The sequence below is a fragment of the Actinoplanes sp. NBRC 103695 genome, from assembly GCF_030269485.1.
GTDB lineage: Bacteria > Actinomycetota > Actinomycetes > Mycobacteriales > Micromonosporaceae > Actinoplanes.
Map to the genome: position 1 here is coordinate 186720 of NZ_BSTL01000017.1, position 23315 is coordinate 210034.

Consider the following 23315-nt stretch of genomic DNA (forward strand, 5'->3'; position numbering starts at 1 on the left):
TATCGATAATTGATACTTGTCCGGGGTGGTCGCCGAGTCAACCCCGTCGCGTGACTACCATGGGCGGATGACCTCCCTGTCGCGGCTGACGCTGGCGCAGCAGATCCGCGACATGCTCGTGGTCGACATCGTGTCCGGCGACATCCCGCCCGGCGAGCGGCTCGTCGAGACCAAGCTGGCCGCCCGCTTCGGCACCAGCCAGGCGCCCGTGCGCGAGGCGCTGCGCGAGCTCGAGGCCATGCGGATGGTCGAGACCAGGCCCCGGCGCGGCACCTTCGTCCGGCACTTCGTCCAGCAGACGTTGCGCGAGAGCTACGTGGTGCGCGCCGCCCTGGAGGAGACGGCCACCCGCCTGGCCATGCTGGCCGGCACCGTGCCGGTCGCCGCCCTGCGGGCCACGGTCACGGAGATGCGGGCGGCGGCCCGCACCGGCGACGACGAGGCGGCGGCCAAGGCGAGCGTCGCCTTCCACCGGCACATCATCGAGGCCGCGCACAACGAGTTGCTGCGCCTGTCCTGGGAGGCCTTGCAGATCGAGGCTCGCACGGCGGTCACGATGGTCGCCGCCGAGGTCAAGCTGAAGGACGTCGTCCACGACCACGCCGCCCTGCTGGCCGCCATCGAGGCCGGCGACCTGGAGACGGCCTGCCGGCACGCCCGCGACCACCAGTGGCACTACGCCGACCTGCCCCACGACGCCCACGGGCGGCTCCGCGACGCCGCGGTCTCCTGAGGCCGCGCGATTCAGACCTCGCAAGGGCCTCCGTCGCTTCTGAGGCCGCGAGATTCAGACCTCGCAGGGGCCTCCGTCGCTCCTGAGACCCGGAAACTGCCGACTCGCACCATGTTGCCGCCGTCACACCCTCGGCGCGGCGGAAATGAGCGCCGGGGTGCGCGAGTTGTCGGCCAGTGGTAGGCAAAACCGGCATCCGCCGTATGAATGCCCGATTTGCCTACCACTATCTGATCCGACGGCGAGGACTGGTGGGGCATGACGACGGTGGGATTCATCGGGAGCGGATCGATCGGCGGGACCGTCGCGCGGCTGGCGGTGGCCGCCGGGCATGACGTGGTACTGAGCAACTCGCGCGGCCCGGAGACCTTGCGCGGACTGGTGACCGAGCTCGGCGACCCGGCCCGGGCGGCCACCCCGGCCGAGGTGGCCGCGGACGCCGACCTGATCGTGGTGAGCGTGCCGTTCCACGCCCACACGAAGCTGCCGGCCGAGCAGCTCGCCGGCAAGGTCGTCCTCGACACCGACAACTACTACGTGGCCCGCGACGGCAACGTCACCGAGCTCGACGAGGGCAAGCTGACCAGCTCGGAGCTCGAACAGCAGCACCTCGGCTCGGCGCGGCTGGTCAAGGTCTTCAACAACATCTACTTCCAGCACCTGCGCAACCTGGCCCGCCCGGCCGGCGCGGCGGACCGGACGACGCTGACCATCGCCGGGGACGACGCCGAGGCCAAGCGGGTGGCCACCGAGTTCCTCGACTCGATCGGCTACGACGCGTACGACATCGGCTCGCTCGCCGACTCGTGGCGGGTCGAGCCGGGCCAGCCCGCGTACGGCCCGCCCTACGGCACCCCTGACGACCAGGCCGGCACACCCGCCTCGGCCGACAAGGTCCGTGCGGCGGTCGAAGCGGCCGGCCGCTAACCCAGGCGGGTGGCGGTCATGCCGCCGTCGACATCCAGGGTGGCGCCGTGCACCATCGCGGCGCCGTCGGAGACCAGGAAGAGCACACCGGCCGCGACCTGTGACGGCTGGACGGGCACGCCCGCCGGGGTTCCGGACGCCATCTGAGCGACGGCCTCGGCGGCGTGCTCGTTGCCGGGAGTCGCGGTCGCGCCCGGCGCCACCGTGTTCACCCGGACGCCACTCGGACCGAACTCGGCCGCCCACGTGCGGGTCATCTGCTCGATCGCGGCCTTCGTCGCGGTGTACATCGCCGCGAACGGCACCCCGACCCGGGCCATCCACGAGCCAACGTTCACGATGGCCCCGGTGCCGCGTGCGGCCATCGCCGGAGCCAGTTCCGCGACCAGCACATGCGGCGCACGGACGTTCACGGCCAGCATGGCGTCGAGGTCGCCGTCGGGAAGGCCGGCCGTCGCGGTCGCCGGGTAGAGGCCCGCGTTGTTGACGAGAATGTCGACGTGCCCCGCTCTGGTGGTGAAGGCCCGCAGTTCCGCGTACGAGCCGGCCAGATCCACCGCGACGAAGTCCGCCGTACCCCCGGCCTCGCGGATCGCGCCGATCACCTTCTCGCCGCGGGTGGCGTCACGGCCGGCGACGACGACGCGCGCCCCGGCCCCGGCCAGGGTCTGTGCGATGGCGGCGCCGATTCCGCTGGTGGCGCCGGTGACGAGGGCGGTACGCCCGTGAAGTGAGGTCATGACCCCAGGCTGCGGCGGTCCCGGCGAGCGGGCCAATGCATGTGCTGCCTGGGCATGGCAGGACCACCCTGGCCGGGCCCGGCCCGCGTACGGTCGGTCCGTGGGGTCTGATCGAGCGGAGCTGGCAGCCTTCCTGCGGTCGCGGCGTGACCGGCTGACCCCGCACCAGGCCGGCATCGAGCCGTTCCCGGGCGCCCGCCGCGTGCCCGGCCTCCGCCGCGAGGAACTGGCCGTGCTCGCCGGCCTCAGCCCGGACTACTACAGCCGCCTCGAGCAGGGCCGGCAGGCGAACATCTCCCGCGAGGTCCTCGACGCCCTGGCCCGCGCGCTGCGCCTGGACGACGTGGAACGCGCCCACCTGCACGATCTCGCGGCGCCGGCCACCACCCGGCACGTCGCGGCGGCGGACGTGCCGCAGCGGGCCGATCCCGGCCTGCTGCGGGTCATGGGCGCCCTGGACCACGTACCCGTGGTGCTGCTCGGCCGGCGCGCGACGGTCCTGGCCAGCAACGCGCTGCTCCGCGCCGTGCTCGGGCACCCGATGGAACCGGGCACGTCCTTCGCCCGCTTCCTGCTGCTCGACCCGGAGGCACGGCGCCGCATCCTGAACTGGGCGGACTTCGCCCAGGCCATGGTCGCCGGGATGCGCCGGGAGGCCGGGCGGTACCCGCACGACCGCCGCCTGCACCGGGCCATCGCCGAGCTGCGCCGGGCCGACCCGGACGTGGCCCGCTGGTGGGACGATCACGCCGTCCGGGACTACGCGTCGGCGATCAAGCGCATCCGCCACCCGATCGCCGGTGACCTGGTCTTCAACATCGAACTGGTGGCCGCCCCGCAGCAGCCCGACCAGCACCTGATCATCTACACCGCCGAGCCGGGCTCCACGACCGCCGGAAACCTGCCTCTGCTGGCGTCCTGGGTCAGCGATCGTGGTTGACCAGGATCCGGGTCAGGGCGTCCGGGCGGTCCAGCGGCACGATGTGCCCGCAGCGTTCGAGGATCTCGCCGGTCAGGTCATCCGCGTGCGGCTCGAGCTGCCGGTGCAACCGCGACCCGACGACGCTGCCACCGAGTGCCACCACGGGCATCCTGAGCCGGTCGGCGGCGACTGCCGCGCGGATCAGCGAGGCGTTCTCCTCCATCGCCCGGTAGAAGCCGAACCCGGCCGCGAGCCGCCCCCGGTAGCCCGCCACGAACGCCGCCCGCAACGCCGGATCCTCGACGGCGCGCAGGAACCATCCCAGATAGACGTCCTCCCGTCCCTCGACGACGGCCTCGGCCAGGCCCGGCACGGCATGGAACCCGAACCACCACGGTGGCACGTCGAACCCGCCCGGCAGCCCCGGCAGCGTCCCCTCCATCAGCACCAGCCGCCGCACCCGCCAGGGATGCCCCATCGCCAGCAGGAACGCGACCGGCACCCCGGCGTCGACGGCCGCGACCTCGACGGCACCGACGCCCAGCGCGTCCAGCACCCCCAGGACGTCGGCCGCCTGGGTCGCCGCGTCGAAGCCGTCACTCGCCGGCGCGCTCTCACCGACCCCGCGCAGATCCGGCGCGATCACCCGCCGCCCCGGCAGCAGCACCTGCTCCCACACGCGCCGGGTGTGCGGCCAGCCGTGCAGCAGCACGACGGGCGGCCCCGACCCGGTCACGGTCACCGCCAGCTCGGTCCCGTTGCTCGCGATCCGCACGCCGGCCCTCCTCGGTAGGCTCGTTCCCCTGCACAGAACCCTGGAGCGCGCGCGATGGACGATCAAGAGAGCACTTCACGGGTACGCGGTGACCGCGAGGTAACCGCCGGCGACCTGTTCAGCCCGGAGTGCCCGACCCGGCAGCTGCTCGATCGCATCGGCGACAGGTGGACCTCGATGCTGGTGAAGGTGCTGGCCGAGGCGCATCCCGCCGAGCGTGGTTTCGCCGAGCTGCGGCGCGCGATGCCCGGCGTCTCGCACAAGATGCTGTCCCAGACGCTGCGCCGGATGATCGCCGACGGCCTGGTCACCCGCCGCGTCGAGCCGTCGGTGCCGCCGCGCACCTGGTACACGCTCACCTCGCTCGGCCTGACCCTGGACGCTCCGCTGGCGGCGGTGCGGGCCTGGGCGGAGGCCAACATGCCCGCCGTGCGGGAGGCCCGGAAGATCAGGTGAGCTTCGCGATGGTGGCGGCTTCGCCGGGGTCGGGCTCCGGAGTTTCCAGGTACGCCCGGAGCACCTCGACCGCCACGTCCGGCGCGAGCCGCTTGAGGCTCATGGCCAGCACGTTCGCGTCGTTCCAGAGCCGGGCGCCGCGGGCGACCCACGGATCCCAGGCGAGCGCCGCCCGGACACCGGGGACCTTGTTGGCGGCGATCGCCGTGCCGGTGCCGGTCCAGCACATCACCACGCCGTGGTCGGCGCGGCCGTCGACGACCGCCTGACCGACGAAGCGGCCGAGGTCCACCCAGTCCGGCGAACCGTCCGGCCGTAGGATCTCGTGCCCGTCGTCGTCGATGGCCTCGACCACGGCCCGGGTCGTGTCGTTCTCGTCGTCGCTGGCGAACGCGATCCGCATGCCGTCAGCCTATGCCGACCGATTCCACGGCCAGGGAACTCAGGTGGGCGGCGAAGCCGTTCGGGGCGCGGCCGCGGGGACGGGAGCTGGTGCGCACCGGGCAGGCCGGGTCGGCCACCACGCGGGCGCCGGCGGCCAGCGCCCGGGAGATCAGGTCGCGGTCCTCGTCGAACCGGCGGGCCGCGAAGCCACCGGCGGCCAGGTAGGCGTGCGCGGTCAGGCCGAGGTTCGCGCCGTGCACGTGGCGGTGCGACTGCGAGGAAACGCCCGCGCGGTAGCGCTGCTCGTAGGCCGCGGACAGCCCGGCCGGCCAGGCGGCCCAGTCGTCCACCTCGACCGTGCCGGCAAGCAGGTCCGCTCCGGACGCCTCGTGCCGCAACTGCCAGCGCAGCCAGCCGGGTGGGACCAGGCTGTCGGCGTCGGTCGTGGCCAGCCAGAGCCGGCCGGGACCGTGCCGCAGCGCATGAGCCATACCGGCGGCCCGGGCGGCCCCGACGCTGCGCGCGGCGACCGTCAGCACAGTCGCGCCCGCGGCGGCGGCGAGCGAGGCGGTGTCGTCCGTGCAGGCGTCGGCGACCACGATCCGTTCCACCGGCAGGGGCGCCACCTCGGCGGCCGCCACCGCGATCGCGGCCAGGCAGGCGGGCAGCAGTTCGCGCTCGTCGTGCGCGGGCACCACGACCGCGACCCGCCTCACGCGAGGCCCTCGCGCTGGGCGACGGAGAGCGCCGGTGGTGGCGTACGCGTGAAGACCTCCAGGAGGAAGTCGGCCTCCTCGTGGCGGGCCGTGCGGGTCAGGCCGGGCAGCGACGCGAGGGCGGCGTGCACCTCGTCGCCGGGGCGGGCGTGCTCGGTCACCGGCCAGCGCCAATGCACCGCGACCAGGTCGCCGCCCGGCTCGAGGGTGGCGACGGCGTGGTCGAGCAGGCGGGCCAGGTCCGCGTCGTCGAAGTAGTAGCCCAGCTCGGACAGGACGATCAGGTCGAAGGTCTCGCCGGCCGGCCACTCGTGGGGCATCGCCGCCCGGTGGACCCGCACGCCGGGACGGTCGGCGACCCGCTCGGCGGCCGTCGTGACCGCGGCGTCCACCGCGTCGACCGCCAGCAGACGGTCGCAGCGGGCGGCCAGGCGGGCCGTCAGCATCCCGGTCGAGCAGCCGGGCTCGAAACCGGAACGGTAGCGCCGCCGGGGCAGCGCCGCCACGGTCAGATCATGTTTCCGGGCGTCGTACCAGCGGGTGTCGAAGCTCCACGGGTCGGCGCTCTCGGCGTACATCCGCTCGAAGAAGTTGACCGGTGTCGTCATGCGAAGAGCACCTCGAACGGGCGGGCGAACCGGGCCAGCACGTGCGGCGGGAGGATCGCGGCGTCCGCCCCAGCGGGTCCGAGCGGCGCGATCTGGCTGGGGAAGGCGGAGATCGCGGCCGCCTTCGCCGCCTTCGCCGCGGGGGTCAGGTCGATCACGTGCGCCCGCTCCCAGGGGACGCGCGGGTCGTCCGGTTCGGCCCAGTGCCAGGCCCAGATCGGGTATTCGAGGAGGCGGGCCCCGGTGGCCGCGCAGGCGCGTGCCGCGGCCCGGCCGACCATCTCGTGGTCCGGGTGACCGTCCTCGCGCCACGTGGTCAGGCACCAGCGGCCCGGCGTGAGCAGCGGGACCAGCGCCCGGGCCACCGCCTGCTCGTCGATGCCGCCGTCGGGCTGGCCGAGCCGGTGGATCGTCGACGCGCCGAGGCCCAGCCGGGACATCGCCTCGTCCGTCTCGGCCCGGCGGATCGCGGCCAGCTCCTCCCGGGTGTGCACGGTGGACCCCGGGTGGGAGGCCTCGCCGTCGGTGACCGCGACCAGGTCGGCGGCGCCGAGCATGGCCATCAGACCGGCCACGCCGAGGATCTCGTCGTCCGGGTGCGGCGCCACCACCAGCGGCGGGCCCGGCGGGTCGAGCGGCAGCGCCGGCCAGGTCTTCATCGCGGGCCAGGTCGACCACGTGATCTCGTCGGTGCCCGCGCCCTCGATCGGTCTCACCATGTCGGCTCCTCCTCCGCCAGCAACCGGCCGAGCTGTTCCAGGTCGCCTTCGGCGTGGCTCTGCCTCAGATAGACGGTCAGGTCGGCGACCCGGCGCGCGTGGGCGGCGTCCCGGCAGAGGGGTCCGGCGCCGAGCGCCCGGCCGACCCGGTCGAGGACCTCGGTGGCGGTCGCCTCGGCGGTGGCGCGTACCCGCAGCGCCAGCCGGTGCGCGCCGGCCTCCGGCTCGGCGTCGATCGCGGCGGCCGCCTCGGCCAGCACGGCGCCGGCCGCGCCCAGGGCGACGTCGACCGCGCCCAGATGGGCGAAGGCGTGCGGGCCGAGGTCCTTGCGGCCGGCGGCGGCGCGGAGGGTGTCGGCGACGCCCAGCGCGCCGCCGTACCAGCAGGCGGCCACGCCGATGCCGCCGTGCCAGAAGCCGGGGCGGCCCACGTAGTCGCCGGGGCCGCCGACCGGCTGGGCGGGGGCGTCGGTGAAACGGATGGTGCGGCTGTCGCTGGCGGCCATGCCCACGGCCGGCCAGGTGTCGTCCAGCGGGGCCGCGTGCGGGACCTCGTTCGCCACCGCGAAGAGCCGGATGCCGCCCGGTGCGGCGGCCGTGACCAGGGCGTGGGTGCACCAGGCAGCTCCGGAGCACCACGGCCGGTCGCCGGTCAGACGCCAGCCGGCGGGGCCGTGCTCCGCGCGTACCGAAGAAGGAACCGCGGCCCAGACACCCCAGCGTTCGCCACCGCCGGGTTGATCGGCGCCGAGCTCGGCGCTGATCGCCACCGCGTCCAGATGGCCCTCGGCGAGCCGCGCCACCACCGGATCCCGGCGGCCCAGCTCGGTCAGCCCGCGCAGACGCTCGGCGGTGCGACCGTGCCCGGGCAGAGGCAGGTCGGGGATCTCGAACATGATCACGGGTGCCTGATGCCCGGGAAAGGGCGGCGTTATGCGCCCTTCCGGCTAGGTGCCGCCCACGCGGAGCAGCTCGCCCAGGCCCTGGCGGCGGCGCAGGGAGGCCTCGGCGGCCCCCGCCACCGGCACCGCGGCCAGGAAGACCACGGCCAGCGCGAGCAGCGTCCACCACGGCACCGTCAGCGGCGGGTCGCTGTCCCAGCCGACCAGCAGCCGCAGCGCCAGCGAGCCCGTGGTGAGGTGGGCCAGCAGCACGCCGAGCAGCGGACCGCCGACCGCGGCCATCAGCACCGGCGGCAGGAGCTCGCCTGCGGCGACCGTACGGGTGTCGCGCAGCCGCAGCCCGAGCGTCCGCAACCGCCCCATCGTCGCCCAGCGCTGCGGCGCTCCGGCGGACGCGCCGAGGGCGAACCCGAGCAGCCCCAGCGCACCGAGCATGATCGCGGAAACCCAGGTCAGGGCGAAGAGACCGGCGGTCACCGGGGCGGCACGCCGCTCCCCGGCCACCTCGGCGCGCAGCGTGACGCTGATGCCCTGCACGCCGTCGAGGGCCTTCGCCGCGCCGGGACCGGACACCCACAGGGTGGTCGGCTCGACCGGGACACCGGCGGCGGTCAGAGCGGCGGCGTCCACGTACATGGCGTCGCCGCTGTCGCCGAGGACGGGCGCCGCACCGACCGCCGTGAGCGCGATCGGGGTCGCCTCCTTGCGCGGGAACTGGAGCGCCATTCCCGGCAGCAGGCTGCCGTCGGCCGACCGGACCAGGGCCGGCACCCCGCCGGTGCCGCCCGCTGTCAGGTCGCCGAGCGCGGGCACGTCCGGCAACGGGGTGTCGCCGAGCACCCGCCGGTACGCCGCCGCGTCCAGGACGACCAGCCGCGCGGTGACCAGCTTGGACTGGTTCGCGATGCGGGCGCCCTCGGTGATCTGGCCGGTGGCGACGTGCTCGACGCCGGGGGCGGCGGCCACCTTCCGGGCCAGCGCCACCAGGTCGACGCCGGCGGCGGGCACGGTGTCCGCCCGGACGTCCGCGCCGACCGTCCGCCAGGAGGCGTCCTCGAGGCCGCGGCCGGCGGTGGCGCCGAGGCCGAGTGCGAAGGTCGCCAGCGCGGCCGCGGCGGTCATGACCAGGACCGGCAGCGTACGCGAGGCGCCGGAAGCCGCCTGGGCGGTGCCGAAGACGACCAGCGGGCGATCGGAGCGCAACGCCCGCCGCAGCACCAGCCGCAGCGCGGGAGGCAGCAGCCGCAGCAGGACCAGGGCCCCGGCGATGACGCCCAGCGAAGGTGCGCTCGCCGCCAGCGCGGAGGTGCTCTCCTGGCCGGTGAACGGGTCGAGCGCCCCGGAGGTCGGCCCGGCCGAGGCCGGCAGGATGCCGCGCTGCCGCAGCGCGATCACGGCCAGCGCCGCGGCCACCAGGACGGCGCCCTCCAGCGTCGCGCGGCGCAGCAGGGCGGCGCGGTGGATCCGGCGGCGTGCGGTGCGGTTGGCGGGCACGCGCCGGTCGCGGGTGGCCCGGGCGGCGACCACGACGCCGTACGCGGGACCGGCCAGGGCCGCCGCGACGACCACCGGTACGGCCCACCGCCAGGCGATCCCGGGCGTGACGACCCGGGCGGCCGCGAGACCGGCGGCGGCCGACACGAGCGCCACGGCCGCCGACTCGATCAGCAGCTCGGCGGCCAGGCCGGGCAGGCCCGCGCCGCGCTGCCGGGCGCCGATCAACGCCGGGGCGCGGCGGCGGGCGAGCAGCGCCGCGGCGAGCAGGAGCACCAGGACCGTGCCGGTCAGTACGCCGGCGAGCAGCACCGAGGCCTGGGCGGTCGCGGCGTTGACCCGCATCTGCACGGTGCGCAGCACGTTGTCGAGCTGGGTCTGCCACTGCAGCGAGGCGTCGCCCGCGGTGAAGGCGCTGGAGGTGGCCTGGAGCTTGACCAGCAAGGCGGCGATGTCGCCGGCGGTCGCCGAGGAGAGGGCCGCCGGGTCGGGCTCGAAGTAGACGGCGCGATCCATCTCCTCCTGGTCGACCGCGAGCCGGGCGTCGGGCAGCGACTCGGGCGAGAGCAGCCCGCCCAGCCGGGTGGTGCCGACGCCGTCCAGGCCGGGGGAGGGACGCAGCAGCCACGGGGCGAGACGCCAGGCGGGATCGGCCGGGTCGGTCGCCCGGAACACGCCGCTGATCGTGACGAGCTTGACGCGCAGGAACTGGTCCTTGAGCGGGATGCGGTCGCCCGGCTTCAGTTTCAGCGCGTCCGCGTCCGCCTCGGAGAGGCCGACCTGGACCGGCCAGGGCGGGCCGCTGCGCGGGACGACGGCCTCGGCCGCGGAGGCCCGCGGCGGGCCACCGGCCACCCAGGTGACCCGGCTCGCGCTGAACGGGCCGCGCTCGTCGGCGAGGTAGGTGAACTGGAAGGTCCGCAGGAGGCTGCCGTCGGTGATGTCGAGGCTGAGGCCGCTCGCGGTGGCGATCGGCGTGTTCAGCACGTCGCTCAGGTCGGGGTCGAGGGACGAGTCGGCGCGTTTGCGGAAGGCGTCGACGTCGTCGGCCAGCTTCGGTGCCCGGGACCTGCCGCCCAGCACGTCGTCGTACTCCCAGTTCGAGTGCGCGATGACCTGGGCGTCGTCGCCGGCGTCGCGGACGGCGTCGCGGATGGCGGCGTCGGTGGTCGAGCGCAGGAGTGCCGGGGTGGCGCCGGCCAGCATCGAGATGATCGCGACCACGACGGCGACCAGGGCGAGGAGGCCGGCGTCGGCGCGGGCTCGGCCGCGGACGCTGGGCCAGTGGAGGGTCATGTCGCCACCCGCAGGTGAGCGGCGTCCGCGCGGCGGGTCTGCGCGATCACCACGACGGTCAGCGCGAGCAGGCAGGAGACCACCACGACGCCGAGGAAGGCGGCTTCGGCGGCCCACGGCCAGATGCCGAACGCGGCCGGGATCGGCGCGGCGCCGGTCTCGGCGCGGACCATCGGCGGCGCCACGATCCGGGTGGCGAGGGCCCCGACGAGGACACCGGCGATCAGCAGGGGCAGCAGCACCCCGGCGTGCTGGCCGAGGAGCATGGCCCGGACCTCGCGGCGGGTCACGCCCAGGCCGCGCAGCCGGGCCACCTCGACCGCACGGACCCGCAGGTCGCTGCTGACGTGCAGGATCACGTCGGCGAGCAGCAGCAGCGCCGCCACCAGGACGAGCAGGCGCAGCGCGGGCGTCACCCCGGCGCGTGGCGGGCTGCCGATCAGCCGCGCGGCCGTGGCGTCGCGGGCGGTGACCTGGCCCAGATGCAGGGCGGTCACGCGTTCGGCGGCGCCGGCCCGCGCCGGGTGCGCGACCCACCAGGCATCCGCGGGATACCGGAGATCGCCTCGCAGGATCAGCGACCGGGACAGGGTGTCGATGTCGGCGAGGACCGCCGGGGTGCCCGGCGCGGCCGGGACCTCGGGCACGATCTCGGCGACCGCCATCGGCACCGGCGTGATGCCCATCGGCATGCTGAGCCGCGCGCCGCGACCGATCCCGAGCTCGTCGGCGACGCGGGCCGCGATGGCGACCGGCACCGGCCCGGGGTCGCCGAAGGTGCTGGCCATCAGCGTCCGCGCGGCGGCCTGCGAGCTGACCAGCTGGACACCGGCGGACATCGTGAGCCGGCTGCCGTCGGCCGTGACCTTCGGGTCGCTGAGCTGGCTCTCGAAGGGGGGCGTGGAGGTGGCCGTCCACGCCGGGCCGGTCGCCGGACCCGGCATCGTGACGGTGACCGCGACCGAGGTGGTGGCCGTCTCCGCGAGTTCCGCCGCCGGGTCGGGGGTGATCGGCAGCGCGATCGCGACGAGTTGCTGCCCGGCCGTGGTGGCGCAGTCCGGCAGCCGGTGCGTGGCGCCGTCCAGCAGCACCCGGTCGCCGATGCAGGTGCTGCGCAGGCCGGTGGTGGAGTCCTGCAGCACCAGGCGCGGCGAGACGAGGATCGGGACGTCGCCGGTCGCGGTCCCGCTGATGGTCAGCGCCGCACCGGCCGGCACGGCGACGCCGTCCACCCGGTCCCGTGGCGCCAGTGACGCACCCACCCGCGACCAGCTGCGGCCCTCGGGCAACCGGCCGCGCAGCAGGTCGCCGGCGCGTCCCATGTCGGTGGCGACCAGCCGTGGTGGCTGGGCCGCACCGCCGGTCCACTGGCCGATTCCGACGCCGCGGTCGGCGGCCGGGCTGACCGATCCGCCGGTGGCCGCGGCGATCGCGGGACCGTCCCCGGCGCTCGCCAGCCCGGTCACCGCGGCCCGGAGGTCGGTGCCCACCGCCAGATCGGCCTGATCGTGCTGCGAGCGTTCCCAGGTGGCCGAGAACGCGACCCCGAAGGTGCCCGCCGCGCAGGCCAGGCTGACCAGCAGACCGGCGGCGACCGCGTGCGGCCGGCGGGCGGCCTCGAAGGCGGCCAGCGGCAGCACCAGCCCGCGTGCCCGGCGGGCCAGCCGGTCGAGGCCGCGCAGGGCCGGCGGGACGACCCGCAGGGCGAGCGCCGCGCCGGCCGTCAGGATCAGCGCGGGCGCGGCGACCCGGACGACGTCGGTGCGGGTGGTGGCCACGTCGGGCTGCCCGGCCAGCTGCCACCAGCCGATCGCGGCGAACGCCACGAGCAGCAGGTCGACGCCGGACCGGGCGACGAGCTCGGCGCGGCGGTGGCGTTCGCCGGGCGCGACGACCGGGCGGATGGTCAGGACGGCGAGCACGACCGCGAGCGCCAGCGCGCCGCCCGCGACGGCGGCCAGCTGGGTGGCGGTCACCACCGGGCCGGTGGCCAGCCCGGCACCGGCCAGCGGCGGGAGATGGGTGAGGGCGGAGTGCAGCGCGGCGGAGGCCGGTACCGCGATCAGGGCGGCGATCACGGCCAGGACGGCGGTCTCCACGCCCGCGGCGGCGGCGAACTGGCCGCGGCTGACGCCCAGCGCCGACAGCAGCGCGGTCTCGTCGGCGCGTACCTCCGAGGTCAGCCGCCCGGCCAGGACCAGGGCGGCAGCGGCCAGCCCGCAGCCGAGCACGGCCACCGCGACGACCACCGCGGCGGCCACCCGGCGCTGTTCGCGAGCCTGCGCCATGGTCACCACCAGGCGGGCGTCGACGCGGTGGATGCTCACCCGGTCGCCGAGGCGGCGGGCGAGCAGCCGGTCGGCGTCGCCCAGCCGGCTCACGGCCGCGTTCAGTTCCCGGACGTCGGCGCCGCGCATGTCCGGCACGGCGACGACCTCCAGCCGGTCCATCAGCGACGCGGTGGCGAAGAGGTCGCTCAGGTCGACGATGAACGGCCCGTACGCGAGAACCGGCTGGTCACTGCTGCCGTCGGAGAAGAAGCCCACCTCGTAGCCGATGCCGCCGAGGGTGTCCCGCTCCCAGCCGGTCGCGGGGAGCGGCCGGACGGTGCCCACGACCGTGACCTCGACGGCGGGCGCCCCGTCGAAGGCCTTCTCCTGGCCGAGCAGCACCCGCTGGCCCACGCGGATGCCGAGCATCCGGGCGGTCGTCTCGAGCAGCACCGACTCGACAGGTGCGGCGCCGGCCCGCGGCCACCGCCCGGTGACCAGGGCGGCGCGGCTCTCCAGACCGTCCATGCCGGACAGATAGGTCTCGGCGGGCAGGCCGTTGGCCTGCGGCGCGGACTTCAGCACGCGGGTCCGGGACGACGCGCGCACCGACGTGCTGATCGGGAACGGCGCGAACGCCTCGGTGAGGACCGCCCGGGTGTCCGCGGCGACCGACGCGGACCGCGCCGGGGCGACCTGCACGGTGTACGCGGTCGCCTTCACCTCGTCGGCGGTGCCCTTGGTGGCCACCGACTCCAGCGCCTGCTCGCCGGTACGGGTGACCAGCAGCGCGCAGGCGCCGGCCACGGTCGCGCCGATCGCCAGCAGAGCCAGCAGCGCGGCGAGCACCGGCCACTGCGTGCGGACCCGCCGGACCAGGAGCGCTAGCACGCGATCACGCGTGGACCTGCCCGTCGTGCATCCGCAGCACCCGGTCGGCCAGCGCCATCATCACCGGGTCGTGGGTCGACAGCAGCACGGTGACGCCCTCGGACTCGACGACCCCGCGCAGCAGCGCCATCACGGCCAGGCCGGTCTCGGCGTCCAGCTGCCCGGTCGGCTCGTCGGCGATCAGCAGCTTGGGCGAGGCGGCGAGGGCCCGGGCGATGGCCACCCGCTGCTGCTGGCCGCCGGACATCTCATCCGGCCGGTGCCGGGCATGATCGGCCAGGCCGACCAGGTCGAGGAGCAGCTCGACGCGCCGCTCACGCTCTTTCAGGGGTACGCGCGCCATCCGCAACGGCACGCCCACGTTCTCGGCCGCCGACAGCACCGGGATCAGGCCGAACGTCTGGAACACGTACGTCGCCTTCTCCCGCCGAAGCTTCGACAGCCCGTCGTCGTCCAGCCCGGTCACCTCGGTGCCGTCCACGACCACGGTCCCGGTGTCCGGGCGGTCCAGCCCGCCGACCACGTTGAGCAGCGTGGTCTTGCCCGACCCGGACCGGCCGACCAGGGCGACCATGGTGCCCGCCTCGACGTCGAACGAGACGTCGCGCAGGGCGTGCACGGCCGCCGGGCCCTGACCGAAGGTGCGGTCGACGCCGCGGACGCTGAGCAGGGAGGTCACTGGTCGCTCCGGATCTCCACGCGGTCGGCCTCCAGCACGAGCCGCACCCGCCGGGTCAGCTCCAGGGCCGTGCGGTAGTCGCTCGGGATCTGCACCCGCCCGGCCCGGTCCATCACCGCGTACTCCTCGGCGATCACGTGTTCCTCGCCGTTCTCGTGGGAGGCCGTCCGGCGCAGGACCTCGGAGCTGGTCCGGCCGTCGCGGATGGCCACCGTCCGCTCGACCCGGCCGCTCACCTCGGGGTCGTGCGTGACGATCACGACGGTGACACCGAACTCGCGGTTGACCGTACGCAAGGCCTCGAAGACCTCTGCCGAGGTGGCGGTGTCCAGCTCGCCGGTCGGCTCGTCGGCCAGCAGCACCTGCGGCCGGTTGGCCAGAGCCACGGCGATCGCGACCCGCATCTGCTGGCCGCCGGAGAGCTGACCGGGCCGGCGGTCCGCGCACGCGCCGACGCCGAGGGTGTCCAGCAGCTCGGCGGCCCGCTCCCGCCGTTCCGAAGCCGGGGTCCGGGCCGCGGTCATCGGCAGGTCGACCATCTGCGCCGCGGTCAGGTAGGGCACCAGGTTGCTCGCGGTCTGCTGCCGGACGAAACCCACGGTGTGCCGCCGGTAGCGCACCCGGTCGGCGCGGGTCATCGCCAGCAGGTCCCACTCACCCACATGCGCCTTGCCCGCGGTCGGCGCGTCGATGCCGGCCAGGATGCTCAGCAGCGTCGACTTGCCCGACCCGGAGGCGCCCACCACCGCGATCATCTCGCCGCGGTCCACCGCGAGGTCCAGGCCCTGCAACGCCTGCACCTCGATCGAGCCGGTCTGGTAGATGCGCACCAGACTCTCGCAGACGATCATGGCTCTCCTTTATCGAGCCGGAATCCTCGTGCCGATGATCGCAGCCGTCAAGTCGAACCTCTTTACCGTTGATCATGATCACCCACGCCGGCGGCCGGATGCCGGCTACGCCTGTCTCCGCTCGGAGCGGCTGGGGGAGCGGTTCGCCCGGGAGTTCGCCGCAGGCGCCGCGCTGACCCCGGGGGAGGCGTTCACCGCGGCCGGAAGCTCCTGAAGATCAGGTCGAGGTCGTCGCGCGCGCCGGCCCAGGAGGAGTCGGAGGTCTGCCACCAGATGCCGTAGGCCTGCTTCTTCGAGGTGACGAAGCCGCGGTTGTTCACGTGCTGCCGGGTGCCCGAGCCGTTGAAGGTGAACTCCCAGTCGGCCGCCTTCTGGAAGTAGTCGACCTTCTGGATGTGGATCTGGCGGTAGCCCGGGAAGTCGCCGCGGCCCTTGCGGTACTCGGCCTTGCCTTTCCAGTCGGCGACCGGGTCGGGCTGCGGCGTGCGGGTCTGGCCGATGCCGAGCACCCGTCCGTCACCCCGGAAGTAGACCATCGTGCCCTCCTCCGAGCGGTTCCAGCCCTCGGGCACGTACACCCGGAAGCCGGTCGGGTCCTTGTAGTCGCGCCAGCCGGCGGGCAGCTTGGGCAGGGCGCTGCCGGTGGGGGCCGCCGAAGCGGGAGCGGAAGCAGGCGTCGAGGCGGGAGCCGAGCCGGGCGGGTCGGCGGGCGCGGAGGAAGGCGGCCCCGCTGACGGTACGAGCGCCGGTGCCGCGGCGGGGGGCTTCTGCGGCTGCCGGGGTGACGAGATCGCCCACATGGCCACGGCGGCCGCCGCGATGAGCACGACCGTCGCCGCCGCGAGCCAGAACGGCCATCGGCGCCGGGCCGGCCGGGCCAGCACCGCGCGCAGCCGGCGTCGCGCCTCGGCGGCGTCGATCCGCTTCTCCGGGTCCTTGCGCAGCAGCCCTTCGATCGCCGGGAGGAGCGCGCCGGCCTGCTGCATCGGCTCGGGTTCGTCGGCGGCGATCGCGGTGACGGTCTCCATGACCGAGGCCCTCTGGTACGGCGGACGCCCCTCGACCGCCGCGTACAGGGTGGCACCGAGCGACCACAGGTCGCAGGACTCCCCGGCATGACCGTCGCGGATCCGTTCCGGGGCCATGTACTGCGGCGATCCCACCACGAGGCCGGAGCTGGTGGCGATGCTCTCGCCGTCCACCGCGGCCACCCCGAAGTCGGTGAGCACGACCCGGCCGTCGTCGGCGAGGAGCACGTTGGCCGGTTTGACGTCGCGATGGCGTACGCCCGCCGAGTGCGCCGAGGAGAGGGCGGCGAGCACCGCGAGGCCGACCCGCGCGGCCTGTTCCGGCGGCATCGGCCCGTCGGCGTCCAGCACCTGCTGCAGCGAGCGCGACGGCACGTACTCCATGACGATCCACGCGCGGCCGTCGGTCTCGAAAGCGTCGTAGACCCGGACCACGTTCTCGTGGCTGAGCCGGGCGCTGGCCCGGGCCTCGAGCAGCATGTGCCGGCGTAGCGAGTCGCGGTCGTCCATCTCGTCCGGCAGCAGGATCTCCTTGACCGCGACGTCGCGGTCGAGCGTCTCGTCGCGGGCGAGCCAGACCCGGCCCATGCCGCCGGCGCCGAGCTCCCGGCCGAGGCGGTACCGGTCCTGGACGGTGGCAGGCCGGGTAGTCATGAAGCTTGATGTACCCGGGCCGCGCCCGGTCCACGCGGCCGGAGCGGAAATCTTACCGATCGGTGGCACACCCGCACCGGCCCCCGACGCGCCCATCCGGACCGCGCGGCACCCCGTAACAGGTCACGGCCGTCCCACCCCGGGGTCGTGCCTGCCATCGACGAGGAATCCGGACGAGAGCGGGAGTCCACAAGGTGAGACTGGCGGCGCCGGCGGCGGCAAGGACTCCGCGGAAGCGCGGATCCCGTCCAATCTGGCCGGTGACGATAGGGCGGGGTCGTTCCGATGCGACCCCGCCCAACTTTCGCCACACGAAGCAAAAGTTATGGACATCTATTCGAAACAAGCCTAACCTTTCTGCCCATCGACATATGTCGATCGGATGCTGGAGGGTCCATGAAGAGACTCGTTCTGCTGTCAGCCGCGGCCGTCGTCGCCGCCCTTCTTCCCGCACTCCCGGCGCAGGCCGCCGTCCCACCCCAGGAACCCGGCGTCACGCTGCGGACTTTCGACCTGCAGACCGCGCGCACCGCGATCTGCCAGCTGAAACCCGGCCAGACCCCGAACGTCGACAAGTTGATGCCGACGATCAACTGGACCACCGCGGCGGACTTCGGCGTCGAGGACAACTTCCAGACCGAGGCGATCGGCAACATCAACATCACCTCGGCCGGGACGTACGGCTTCCGCCTCACCAGCGACGACGGATCCCGGCTGCTGATCGACGACGCACTGGTGATCAACAACGACGGCCTGCACGGCGCCACCGCCGTGGAGGGCGCCGCCAACCTGACCACCGGATACCACTCGCTGCACATCGACTTCTTCGAGCAGGGCGGCGGCCAGCAGCTCACCCTCGAATGGCGGCCACCGGGAGCGAGCGCGTACGCCCTGGTCCCGAACTCGGTGCTGAGCACCGACTCCGGCGTGGTCCGGGTGACCGCCCCCGGCCGCAAGGAGTGCGAGGCCTCCGGGGACAGCCCGGGCGACGGCCTGCCGCTGACCTCGGTGCACCCCGGCTACACACTGACCAACCTGCGCCCGTCCGGCTTCCAGCCGCAGGTCAGCGCGATGGACTGGTTCCCCGACGGCCGCCTGGCCATCGCCACCTGGGGCGGTCAGGAGACCAGCGTCGGTGAGGTCTACGTCCTCAGCAACGTCACCGGGGCCACATCACCCAGCCAGGTCACGTACCGCCGGATCGCCACCGGCCTGCGCGAGCCGATGGGCCTGAAGATCGTCGACGGGAAGATCTACGTCTCCCAGAAGCACGAGCTGACCGAGCTCAACGACACCAACGGCGACGGCGTCATCGACCAGTTCCGCCGGGTCGCCACCTGGCCCTTCGACGGCAACTTCCACGAGTTCGCCTTCGGGCTGCTCTACCAGGACGGGTTCTTCTACCTGAACCTGTCGGTGTCGATCAACCTGGGCGGCGCGACCACCGAGCCGCAGGGCTCGCCCAACCGCGGCACCACGCTGAAGATCAACCGGTCGACCGGCGCGGTGCAGTACGTCGCCGGCGGCCTGCGCACCCCCAACGGCATCGGCTACGGGCCCGAGGGCGACATCTTCGTCCTCGACAACCAGGGCGGATGGCTGCCCGCGTCGAAGCTTGTCCAGGTCAAGCAGGACCGGTTCTTCGGCCACTACACCAACCCGGACGGCCCGTTCGACAACCAGCCGGTCACCCAGCCGGTTCTCTGGCTGCCGCAGAACGAGATCGCCAACTCGCCGAGCACCCCGGTGATGCTCAGCGCCGGGCCGTACGCCGGTCAGATGCTCTTCGGCGACGTCACCTACGGCGGTCTGCAACGCGCGTACCTGGAGAAGGTCAACGGCCAGTACCAGGGCGCGGTCTTCCGGCTCACCCAGGGCCTGGAGATGGGCGTGGTGCGGCTCAGCCAAGGTCCGGACGGCGCGCTCTACGTCGGCGGGCTCGGCGCGGGCGGCAACTGGGGCCAGGAGGGCAAGCTGACGTACGGCCTGCAGAAGCTCACGCCGAACAGCACCAGCGCCTTCGACATCAAGGCCATGCGGGCGATCGCCGACGGGTTCGAGTTCGAGTACACCCAGCCGGTCTCGACGGCGACCGCGGCACAGCTGGCCTCGCGCTACCGGGCCAAGCAGTGGCGGTACGTCTCCACCCCGGCGTACGGCGGCCCGAAGGTCGACGAGGAGAACCTGACGGTCACCTCGGCGACGCTGTCCAGCGATCGGCTCAAGGTGACGCTCAAGCTCGGCGGGCTCAAGCCCGGCCGGGTCGTGCACGTCCGCTCGCCGCGCCCGTTCACCTCGACGTCCGGCACGTCGCTGTGGAGCACCGAGGCCTGGTACACGCTGAACAGCCTGGTCGACGGCACCACGCTGAAGACCGGTCAGGTGGAGGCCGAGAACTCCGGGCTCAGCGGCAGCGCGGGCGTGGCCTCCGACCACTCCGGGTACACCGGTTCGGGCTTCGTCGCCGGGCTCGGCTCGGCCGGCGCGGCGGCCACCTTCACCGTGAACGTGCCGACAGCCGGCTCGTACCCGTTGTCGCTGCGCTTCAGCAACGGCCCGAACCCGGCGCCGGGCGCCAAGACGATCAGCCTCTACGTCAACGGTACGAAGATCCGGCAGATCAGCCTCGCCGACACCGGCAACTGGGACACCTGGGCGGCCAAGGCCGACACCGTCACCCTGCGGGCCGGCGGCAACACGGTCGCGTACAAGGTGGACTCCGGCGACAACGGCAACGTCAACCTGGACAGCCTGACCGTCGGTGGCGGCGCCGCCGCGGCCGGCTCGGGGACCGGAACCATCACCGGCATCGCCGGGAAGTGCCTGGACGTGGACGGCGCGAAGACCGCCGACAAGACCAAGATCCAGCTGTACACCTGCAACAACTCGACCGCGCAGAGCTGGACCCGGGAGGGCGACACGCTGCGGGCGCTCGGCAAGTGCCTGGACATCGACAACAGCGGCACCGCGGACGGCACCAAGGTGCAGCTGTACACCTGCAACAACAGCGCCGCGCAGCGATGGCAGGCGCAGGCCAACGGCTCGCTGCTCAACCCGCAGTCCGGCAAGGTCCTCGACGTGGCCGGCGGGGCGACCGCGGACGGCACCCAGATCCAGATCTACGGTTGGGCCGACGTGGCGCAGCAGCGCTGGACGCACAACGGGACCAGCCGGGTCACGCTGTTCGACGGCGGCAACCTGAACGCCTTCCAGAACTCCGACGGCAGCGCGGTGACCTGGCCGATCTCCGGCGGCTCGGCCGAGGTGCTCGGCGGGGACATCCGGACCAAGCAGCAGTACGGCGACTTCAAGCTGCACGTCGAGTTCTGGCTGCCGAACCTGCCCTCCGACGTGACGGGCCAGCAGCGCGCCAACAGCGGCGTCTACCTGCAGGACCGGTACGAGCTGCAGGTCCTCGACACGTTCGGCAAGGCGGTCCTGGCCAACGACGACAGCGCCGCCATCTACCAGAAGCGGGCGGCCACCAGCAACGCCGGCACCGCGCCCGAGACGTGGCAGACCTATGACGTCACGTTCCGGGCGGCTCGCTGGAACGGCTCCACGAAGACCGAGAACGCCCGGGCCACCGTGGTGTGGAACGGCGTGACCGTGCACAACAACATCGAGATCGACGGCCCGACCGGGGCAGGCGCGGCGGAGAGCGCGGCCGCCCTGCCGATCCGCCTCCAGGACCACGGCGACGCCGGCGCCAACGTCCGCTACCGCAACATCTGGATCGAGCCCTCCTGACCCGTACGACGAGGGACGGCGCCGGCCTCAGGGCCGGCGCCGTCCGCCGTTCCGGGCACCTGCCGGGGTCTCGTCCAGCCTTGATGCCGGTGTTTCCGCTGAGTATGGAGCCGGGTGCCTGCTCGTCGTCGCTGCTGCGGCTTGTGGTGGTCGTGGGGTTCGGCTTGGGTTTGCCAGGCGTCCGGGTGCCTGCTCGCCGTTGCTGCCGCCGCTCGCGGCCGTGGGTGGGCGCTGCCGACGCTCGCGGCCGTGGGTGGGCGCGGTCGGTGGTAGGAGCGGACGCGGGTGGTAGGACCTGGCGCGAGTGGTGGGACAGGGCGGTATCGGGGTCGAAATACCGCGCTGAGCTACCACGGTTCGCGGGCGTGGTAGCTCAGCGCGGGGGAACCTCGGTGGATGGCGCCCGGTCCTACCACCGGTGGCCCGGTGTCGGCGGCTCGCAAAGGCTGGGCCGTCAACGCCGCGACCGCCGCCGCCTTCAGCTACCACTGCCGTGCCCGGCTACCACTGCCGTGCCCGGCTACCACTGCCGTGCCCGGCTACCACTGCCGTGCCCGGCTACCACTGCCGTGCCCGGCTACCACCGCGAGCGGCGGCAGCGACGGCGAGCAGGCACCCGGGGGGCCTGGCAGACCCGGCCCGACCCCATACCCAGCGGAAACGCCGGCAGTGGCGCTGCTTACCGGCAAGGTCGGCGGTGGCGCCGCCTACCGGCAAGCCGGCCGATCAGACCTTCACCATGAACGGTCTCGGGGCTAGGTGAGGGGCTTCCAGGTGCCCTGGTCGGCGAGCTTGGCGAACTTCAGCTCGCGGAGGATGCGCCGCACGTCGTCCATCGACAGGCCCTTGCCGACCTTCTGGAACTCGGCGAAGTACTCGCGGTCGATCAGCATCGTGCAGTAGCCGTTGACGTCGGCGCACTTCATGGACCCGCCGGTGGCCGGCGTGTTGCTCGTCTTCGGCTTGCCGTGGAAGATCCGCAGCTGTCCGCCGCCGGGGTAGGTGTCCACCGGTTGGACCAGGTCCGCGCCGGTCCGCAGCTTCCTGTCGAGGTAGACGGTGGAGACGATGTCGTTGTCGTCGGCGGCGTACTGCTCCGCGGCGGTCACCCGCCAGCCGTCCGGCAGCCAGCCGAACGTGTACGGCGCCCGGATCGGCTGGGCGGCCTGCGGCTTCAGCGCGTCGATGATCGCCAGGGTCTCGTCCCGGCTGAGCGGCGGCCGGCTGGTCCACGGCACGAACGTCGCCCAGGCCGTCCCGTCGAATTTCCAGGCGACGGCCGTACGGTTGAAGAGCTCGGTCTTGATGCTCGGGTCGTTCGGCTTCATCCGCGGGTTCGCCCTGAGCTTCGCCCGCATGTCCGCGAGGACCGGCAGCTTGTAGGTGAGCTGCCGCTCGAGGCCCGGGCGGCCGGCCACGGTGACGTCCGTGGCGGGCCCGTAGATCTCGCTGGGGACCTCGGAGACGCCGAACTGCTTGATGTCGTACGCGCCCGGGCGGTAGAGGACGATGTACCCCTCCGGGAACGGGTACGGCACCCCGTCCACCTCCATCGTCTCGCCGTCCCGGTAGACCGGGATCTGCTGGTAGCCGTAGGTCGCCGCGCTGGCCGGGCCGACCTGGAACTTACCCACCCGGGACGTGCCGACGGTGACCTCCAGCTTCGCCGGCTGGGTGAAGTTCTTCGGCGCCGCCGCTTTCGACGGGGCGGGGGTGGCGGCGGCCGGCGGGCTCGGGCTCTGGGCGCGGGGGATCGAACCGGTGATCCCGGCGACCACCGCGACCGTCACGATGGCAGCGCCGCCCGCCCCGGCGACGGCGGCCCACCGGCGCCGGGCCTGGATCCGGCGGGCGCCGGTGATGATGTCCGCGGTGCTGGTCCGCGGTGCGGGGGCACCCTCCTGGACGGACTCAAGCACGTCCTCGATGCGATACGACACGGTCATCTCCCTTCTCGATGATCTCTGCCGCCAGGACGGCGCGCAGGGTGGTCAGGCCGCGGCTGGTCTGGCTCTTGACGGTGCCCGGTGAGCACCCGAGCACCTCCGCCGTCTCGTCGACGCTCAGCCCTTCCAGGAACCGGAGCACCAGGGCGGCCCGCTGCCGGGGCGGCACCTGACGCAGGGCGGCCCGCATCCGGAGCCGCTCGTCGACGTCGCCGGACCTGTCCGGGACGGCCACGTCCGGGAACGCCTCGCCCACGGCGCGCTCCCGATGCCATGGCCGGCGCCTCTCCCCGATAGCGGCCCGGATGACCGCGGTCCGCGCGTACGCCTCCGGCGAGGCCACCTTGTCCCACTTCAGGTAGAGCCTGGACAGCGCGCCGGACACCGCGTCCTCGGCGGCCTGCCAGTCACCGCAGGTCACGTACGCGAGCGCGCGCAGTGGCTGGAACCGGGCCCGGGCGAACTCCCGGAACCCCTCCATAGATTCGGCATTCACCAGCCGAACTCCTCTCGTCGCGACCTAGAGGAGATGACGAGGGTCCAGGGTTGCATCCGGGGCGAAAAGTCTCCCCAC

At 73.7% G+C, this 23315-nt stretch carries 20 protein-coding genes; 6 read left to right on the forward strand and 14 right to left on the reverse strand.

The window, feature by feature from the left end:
* Positions 1 to 67: 67 nt before the first annotated feature.
* Both QSK31_RS29730 and QSK31_RS29735 read left to right on the forward strand, forming a co-directional pair.
* Positions 68 to 733, forward strand: coding sequence for a GntR family transcriptional regulator (locus QSK31_RS29730; RefSeq protein WP_285687796.1), 666 nt, complete (start codon positions 68 to 70; stop codon positions 731 to 733).
* A gap of 258 nt (positions 734 to 991) precedes the next feature.
* On the forward strand, positions 992 to 1660 hold the full coding sequence (locus tag QSK31_RS29735; RefSeq protein ID WP_285687797.1) for an NADPH-dependent F420 reductase: 669 nt from the start codon (positions 992 to 994) through the stop codon (positions 1658 to 1660).
* On the opposite strand, the gene QSK31_RS29740 is transcribed toward QSK31_RS29735, so the two are convergent.
* Entirely contained in the window at positions 1657 to 2400 is a 744-nt protein-coding gene (locus tag QSK31_RS29740; RefSeq protein ID WP_285687798.1) for an SDR family NAD(P)-dependent oxidoreductase, read from the reverse strand. The genes QSK31_RS29735 and QSK31_RS29740 overlap by 4 nt on opposite strands.
* Before the next feature lie 100 nt (positions 2401 to 2500).
* Between QSK31_RS29740 and QSK31_RS29745 the strand changes: the two genes are divergently transcribed.
* Positions 2501 to 3340: a helix-turn-helix transcriptional regulator gene (locus QSK31_RS29745; RefSeq protein WP_285687799.1), complete on the forward strand. Its 840-nt coding sequence runs from the start codon at positions 2501 to 2503 to the stop codon at positions 3338 to 3340.
* On the opposite strand, the gene QSK31_RS29750 is transcribed toward QSK31_RS29745, so the two are convergent.
* Positions 3324 to 4097 carry an alpha/beta fold hydrolase gene (locus QSK31_RS29750; RefSeq protein ID WP_285687800.1) on the reverse strand — a complete coding sequence of 258 codons (774 nt, stop codon included), beginning with the start codon at positions 4095 to 4097 and terminating at the stop codon, positions 3324 to 3326. The two genes, QSK31_RS29745 and QSK31_RS29750, sit on opposite strands and share 17 nt — an antisense overlap.
* Positions 4098 to 4151: 54 nt before the next feature.
* Between QSK31_RS29750 and QSK31_RS29755 the strand changes: the two genes are divergently transcribed.
* Positions 4152 to 4553, forward strand: a complete 402-nt coding sequence (locus QSK31_RS29755) for a winged helix-turn-helix transcriptional regulator (RefSeq protein WP_285687801.1) — start codon at positions 4152 to 4154, stop codon at positions 4551 to 4553.
* On the opposite strand, the gene QSK31_RS29760 is transcribed toward QSK31_RS29755, so the two are convergent.
* From QSK31_RS29760 to QSK31_RS29800, 9 genes are read right to left on the reverse strand one after another with little or no spacing between them, the layout of a single operon-like run.
* Positions 4546 to 4956, reverse strand: a complete 411-nt coding sequence (locus QSK31_RS29760) for an RpiB/LacA/LacB family sugar-phosphate isomerase (RefSeq protein ID WP_285687802.1) — start codon at positions 4954 to 4956, stop codon at positions 4546 to 4548. The genes QSK31_RS29755 and QSK31_RS29760 overlap by 8 nt on opposite strands.
* Before the next feature lie 4 nt (positions 4957 to 4960).
* The gene (locus tag QSK31_RS29765; RefSeq protein WP_285687803.1) at positions 4961 to 5653 is read right to left on the reverse strand and encodes a glycosyltransferase family 2 protein; all 693 of its coding nucleotides are present in this window, start codon (positions 5651 to 5653) and stop codon (positions 4961 to 4963) included.
* Positions 5650 to 6261, reverse strand: coding sequence for a methyltransferase domain-containing protein (locus tag QSK31_RS29770; protein ID WP_285687804.1), 612 nt, complete (start codon positions 6259 to 6261; stop codon positions 5650 to 5652). Before QSK31_RS29770 ends, QSK31_RS29765 begins: the two co-directional genes overlap by 4 nt.
* A complete protein-coding gene (locus QSK31_RS29775) occupies positions 6258 to 6980 on the reverse strand; it encodes a PIG-L deacetylase family protein (protein WP_285687805.1) in 723 nt (240 codons plus the stop codon). The genes QSK31_RS29770 and QSK31_RS29775 overlap by 4 nt, the downstream gene beginning before the upstream one ends.
* Entirely contained in the window at positions 6974 to 7876 is a 903-nt protein-coding gene (locus QSK31_RS29780) for an acyl-CoA dehydrogenase family protein (protein ID WP_285687835.1), read from the reverse strand. The genes QSK31_RS29775 and QSK31_RS29780 overlap by 7 nt, the downstream gene beginning before the upstream one ends.
* Before the next feature lie 51 nt (positions 7877 to 7927).
* Positions 7928 to 10672, reverse strand: coding sequence for an FtsX-like permease family protein (locus tag QSK31_RS29785; protein ID WP_285687806.1), 2745 nt, complete (start codon positions 10670 to 10672; stop codon positions 7928 to 7930).
* A complete protein-coding gene (locus tag QSK31_RS29790) occupies positions 10669 to 13833 on the reverse strand; it encodes an FtsX-like permease family protein (RefSeq protein WP_285687807.1) in 3165 nt (1054 codons plus the stop codon). The genes QSK31_RS29785 and QSK31_RS29790 overlap by 4 nt, the downstream gene beginning before the upstream one ends.
* A 4-nt stretch (positions 13834 to 13837) precedes the next feature.
* Positions 13838 to 14503, reverse strand: a complete 666-nt coding sequence (locus QSK31_RS29795) for an ABC transporter ATP-binding protein (RefSeq protein WP_285687836.1) — start codon at positions 14501 to 14503, stop codon at positions 13838 to 13840.
* Between the two features lie 5 nt (positions 14504 to 14508).
* Positions 14509 to 15363 (reverse strand): ABC transporter ATP-binding protein, encoded by an 855-nt coding sequence (locus QSK31_RS29800; RefSeq protein ID WP_285687808.1) that lies wholly within the window; start codon positions 15361 to 15363, stop codon positions 14509 to 14511.
* Between the two features lie 34 nt (positions 15364 to 15397).
* Between QSK31_RS29800 and QSK31_RS29805 the strand changes: the two genes are divergently transcribed.
* Positions 15398 to 15577: a hypothetical protein gene (locus tag QSK31_RS29805; RefSeq protein ID WP_285687809.1), complete on the forward strand. Its 180-nt coding sequence runs from the start codon at positions 15398 to 15400 to the stop codon at positions 15575 to 15577.
* On the opposite strand, the gene QSK31_RS29810 is transcribed toward QSK31_RS29805, so the two are convergent.
* On the reverse strand, positions 15555 to 17045 hold the full coding sequence (locus tag QSK31_RS29810) for a serine/threonine-protein kinase (protein ID WP_285687810.1): 1491 nt from the start codon (positions 17043 to 17045) through the stop codon (positions 15555 to 15557). The two genes, QSK31_RS29805 and QSK31_RS29810, sit on opposite strands and share 23 nt — an antisense overlap.
* A gap of 396 nt (positions 17046 to 17441) precedes the next feature.
* Here QSK31_RS29810 and QSK31_RS29815 point away from each other — a divergent pair, with 396 nt between their 5' ends.
* Positions 17442 to 20795, forward strand: a complete 3354-nt coding sequence (locus QSK31_RS29815) for a 3-keto-alpha-glucoside-1,2-lyase-like domain-containing protein (RefSeq protein ID WP_285687811.1) — start codon at positions 17442 to 17444, stop codon at positions 20793 to 20795.
* Positions 20796 to 21550: 755 nt separating this feature from the next.
* On the opposite strand, the gene QSK31_RS29820 is transcribed toward QSK31_RS29815, so the two are convergent.
* Both QSK31_RS29820 and QSK31_RS29825 read right to left on the reverse strand, forming a co-directional pair.
* The gene (locus tag QSK31_RS29820; protein WP_285687812.1) at positions 21551 to 22735 is read right to left on the reverse strand and encodes a hypothetical protein; all 1185 of its coding nucleotides are present in this window, start codon (positions 22733 to 22735) and stop codon (positions 21551 to 21553) included.
* Positions 22707 to 23237, reverse strand: a complete 531-nt coding sequence (locus QSK31_RS29825) for a SigE family RNA polymerase sigma factor (RefSeq protein ID WP_285687813.1) — start codon at positions 23235 to 23237, stop codon at positions 22707 to 22709. Before QSK31_RS29825 ends, QSK31_RS29820 begins: the two co-directional genes overlap by 29 nt.
* Positions 23238 to 23315 lie beyond the last annotated feature (78 nt).

Coding starts and splice junctions, on each gene's coding strand:
- QSK31_RS29780 (WP_285687835.1), bottom strand. CDS start 7,876: ATGTTCGAGATCCCCGACCTGCCTCTGCCCGGGCACGGTCGCACCGCC.
- QSK31_RS29775 (WP_285687805.1), bottom strand. CDS start 6,980: ATGGTGAGACCGATCGAGGGCGCGGGCACCGACGAGATCACGTGGTCG.
- QSK31_RS29730 (WP_285687796.1), top strand. CDS start 68: ATGACCTCCCTGTCGCGGCTGACGCTGGCGCAGCAGATCCGCGACATG.
- QSK31_RS29810 (WP_285687810.1), bottom strand. CDS start 17,045: ATGACTACCCGGCCTGCCACCGTCCAGGACCGGTACCGCCTCGGCCGG.
- QSK31_RS29770 (WP_285687804.1), bottom strand. CDS start 6,261: ATGACGACACCGGTCAACTTCTTCGAGCGGATGTACGCCGAGAGCGCC.
- QSK31_RS29735 (WP_285687797.1), top strand. CDS start 992: ATGACGACGGTGGGATTCATCGGGAGCGGATCGATCGGCGGGACCGTC.
- QSK31_RS29740 (WP_285687798.1), bottom strand. CDS start 2,400: ATGACCTCACTTCACGGGCGTACCGCCCTCGTCACCGGCGCCACCAGC.
- QSK31_RS29760 (WP_285687802.1), bottom strand. CDS start 4,956: ATGCGGATCGCGTTCGCCAGCGACGACGAGAACGACACGACCCGGGCC.
- QSK31_RS29800 (WP_285687808.1), bottom strand. CDS start 15,363: ATGATCGTCTGCGAGAGTCTGGTGCGCATCTACCAGACCGGCTCGATC.
- QSK31_RS29805 (WP_285687809.1), top strand. CDS start 15,398: ATGATCGCAGCCGTCAAGTCGAACCTCTTTACCGTTGATCATGATCAC.
- QSK31_RS29815 (WP_285687811.1), top strand. CDS start 17,442: ATGAAGAGACTCGTTCTGCTGTCAGCCGCGGCCGTCGTCGCCGCCCTT.
- QSK31_RS29755 (WP_285687801.1), top strand. CDS start 4,152: ATGGACGATCAAGAGAGCACTTCACGGGTACGCGGTGACCGCGAGGTA.
- QSK31_RS29785 (WP_285687806.1), bottom strand. CDS start 10,672: ATGACCCTCCACTGGCCCAGCGTCCGCGGCCGAGCCCGCGCCGACGCC.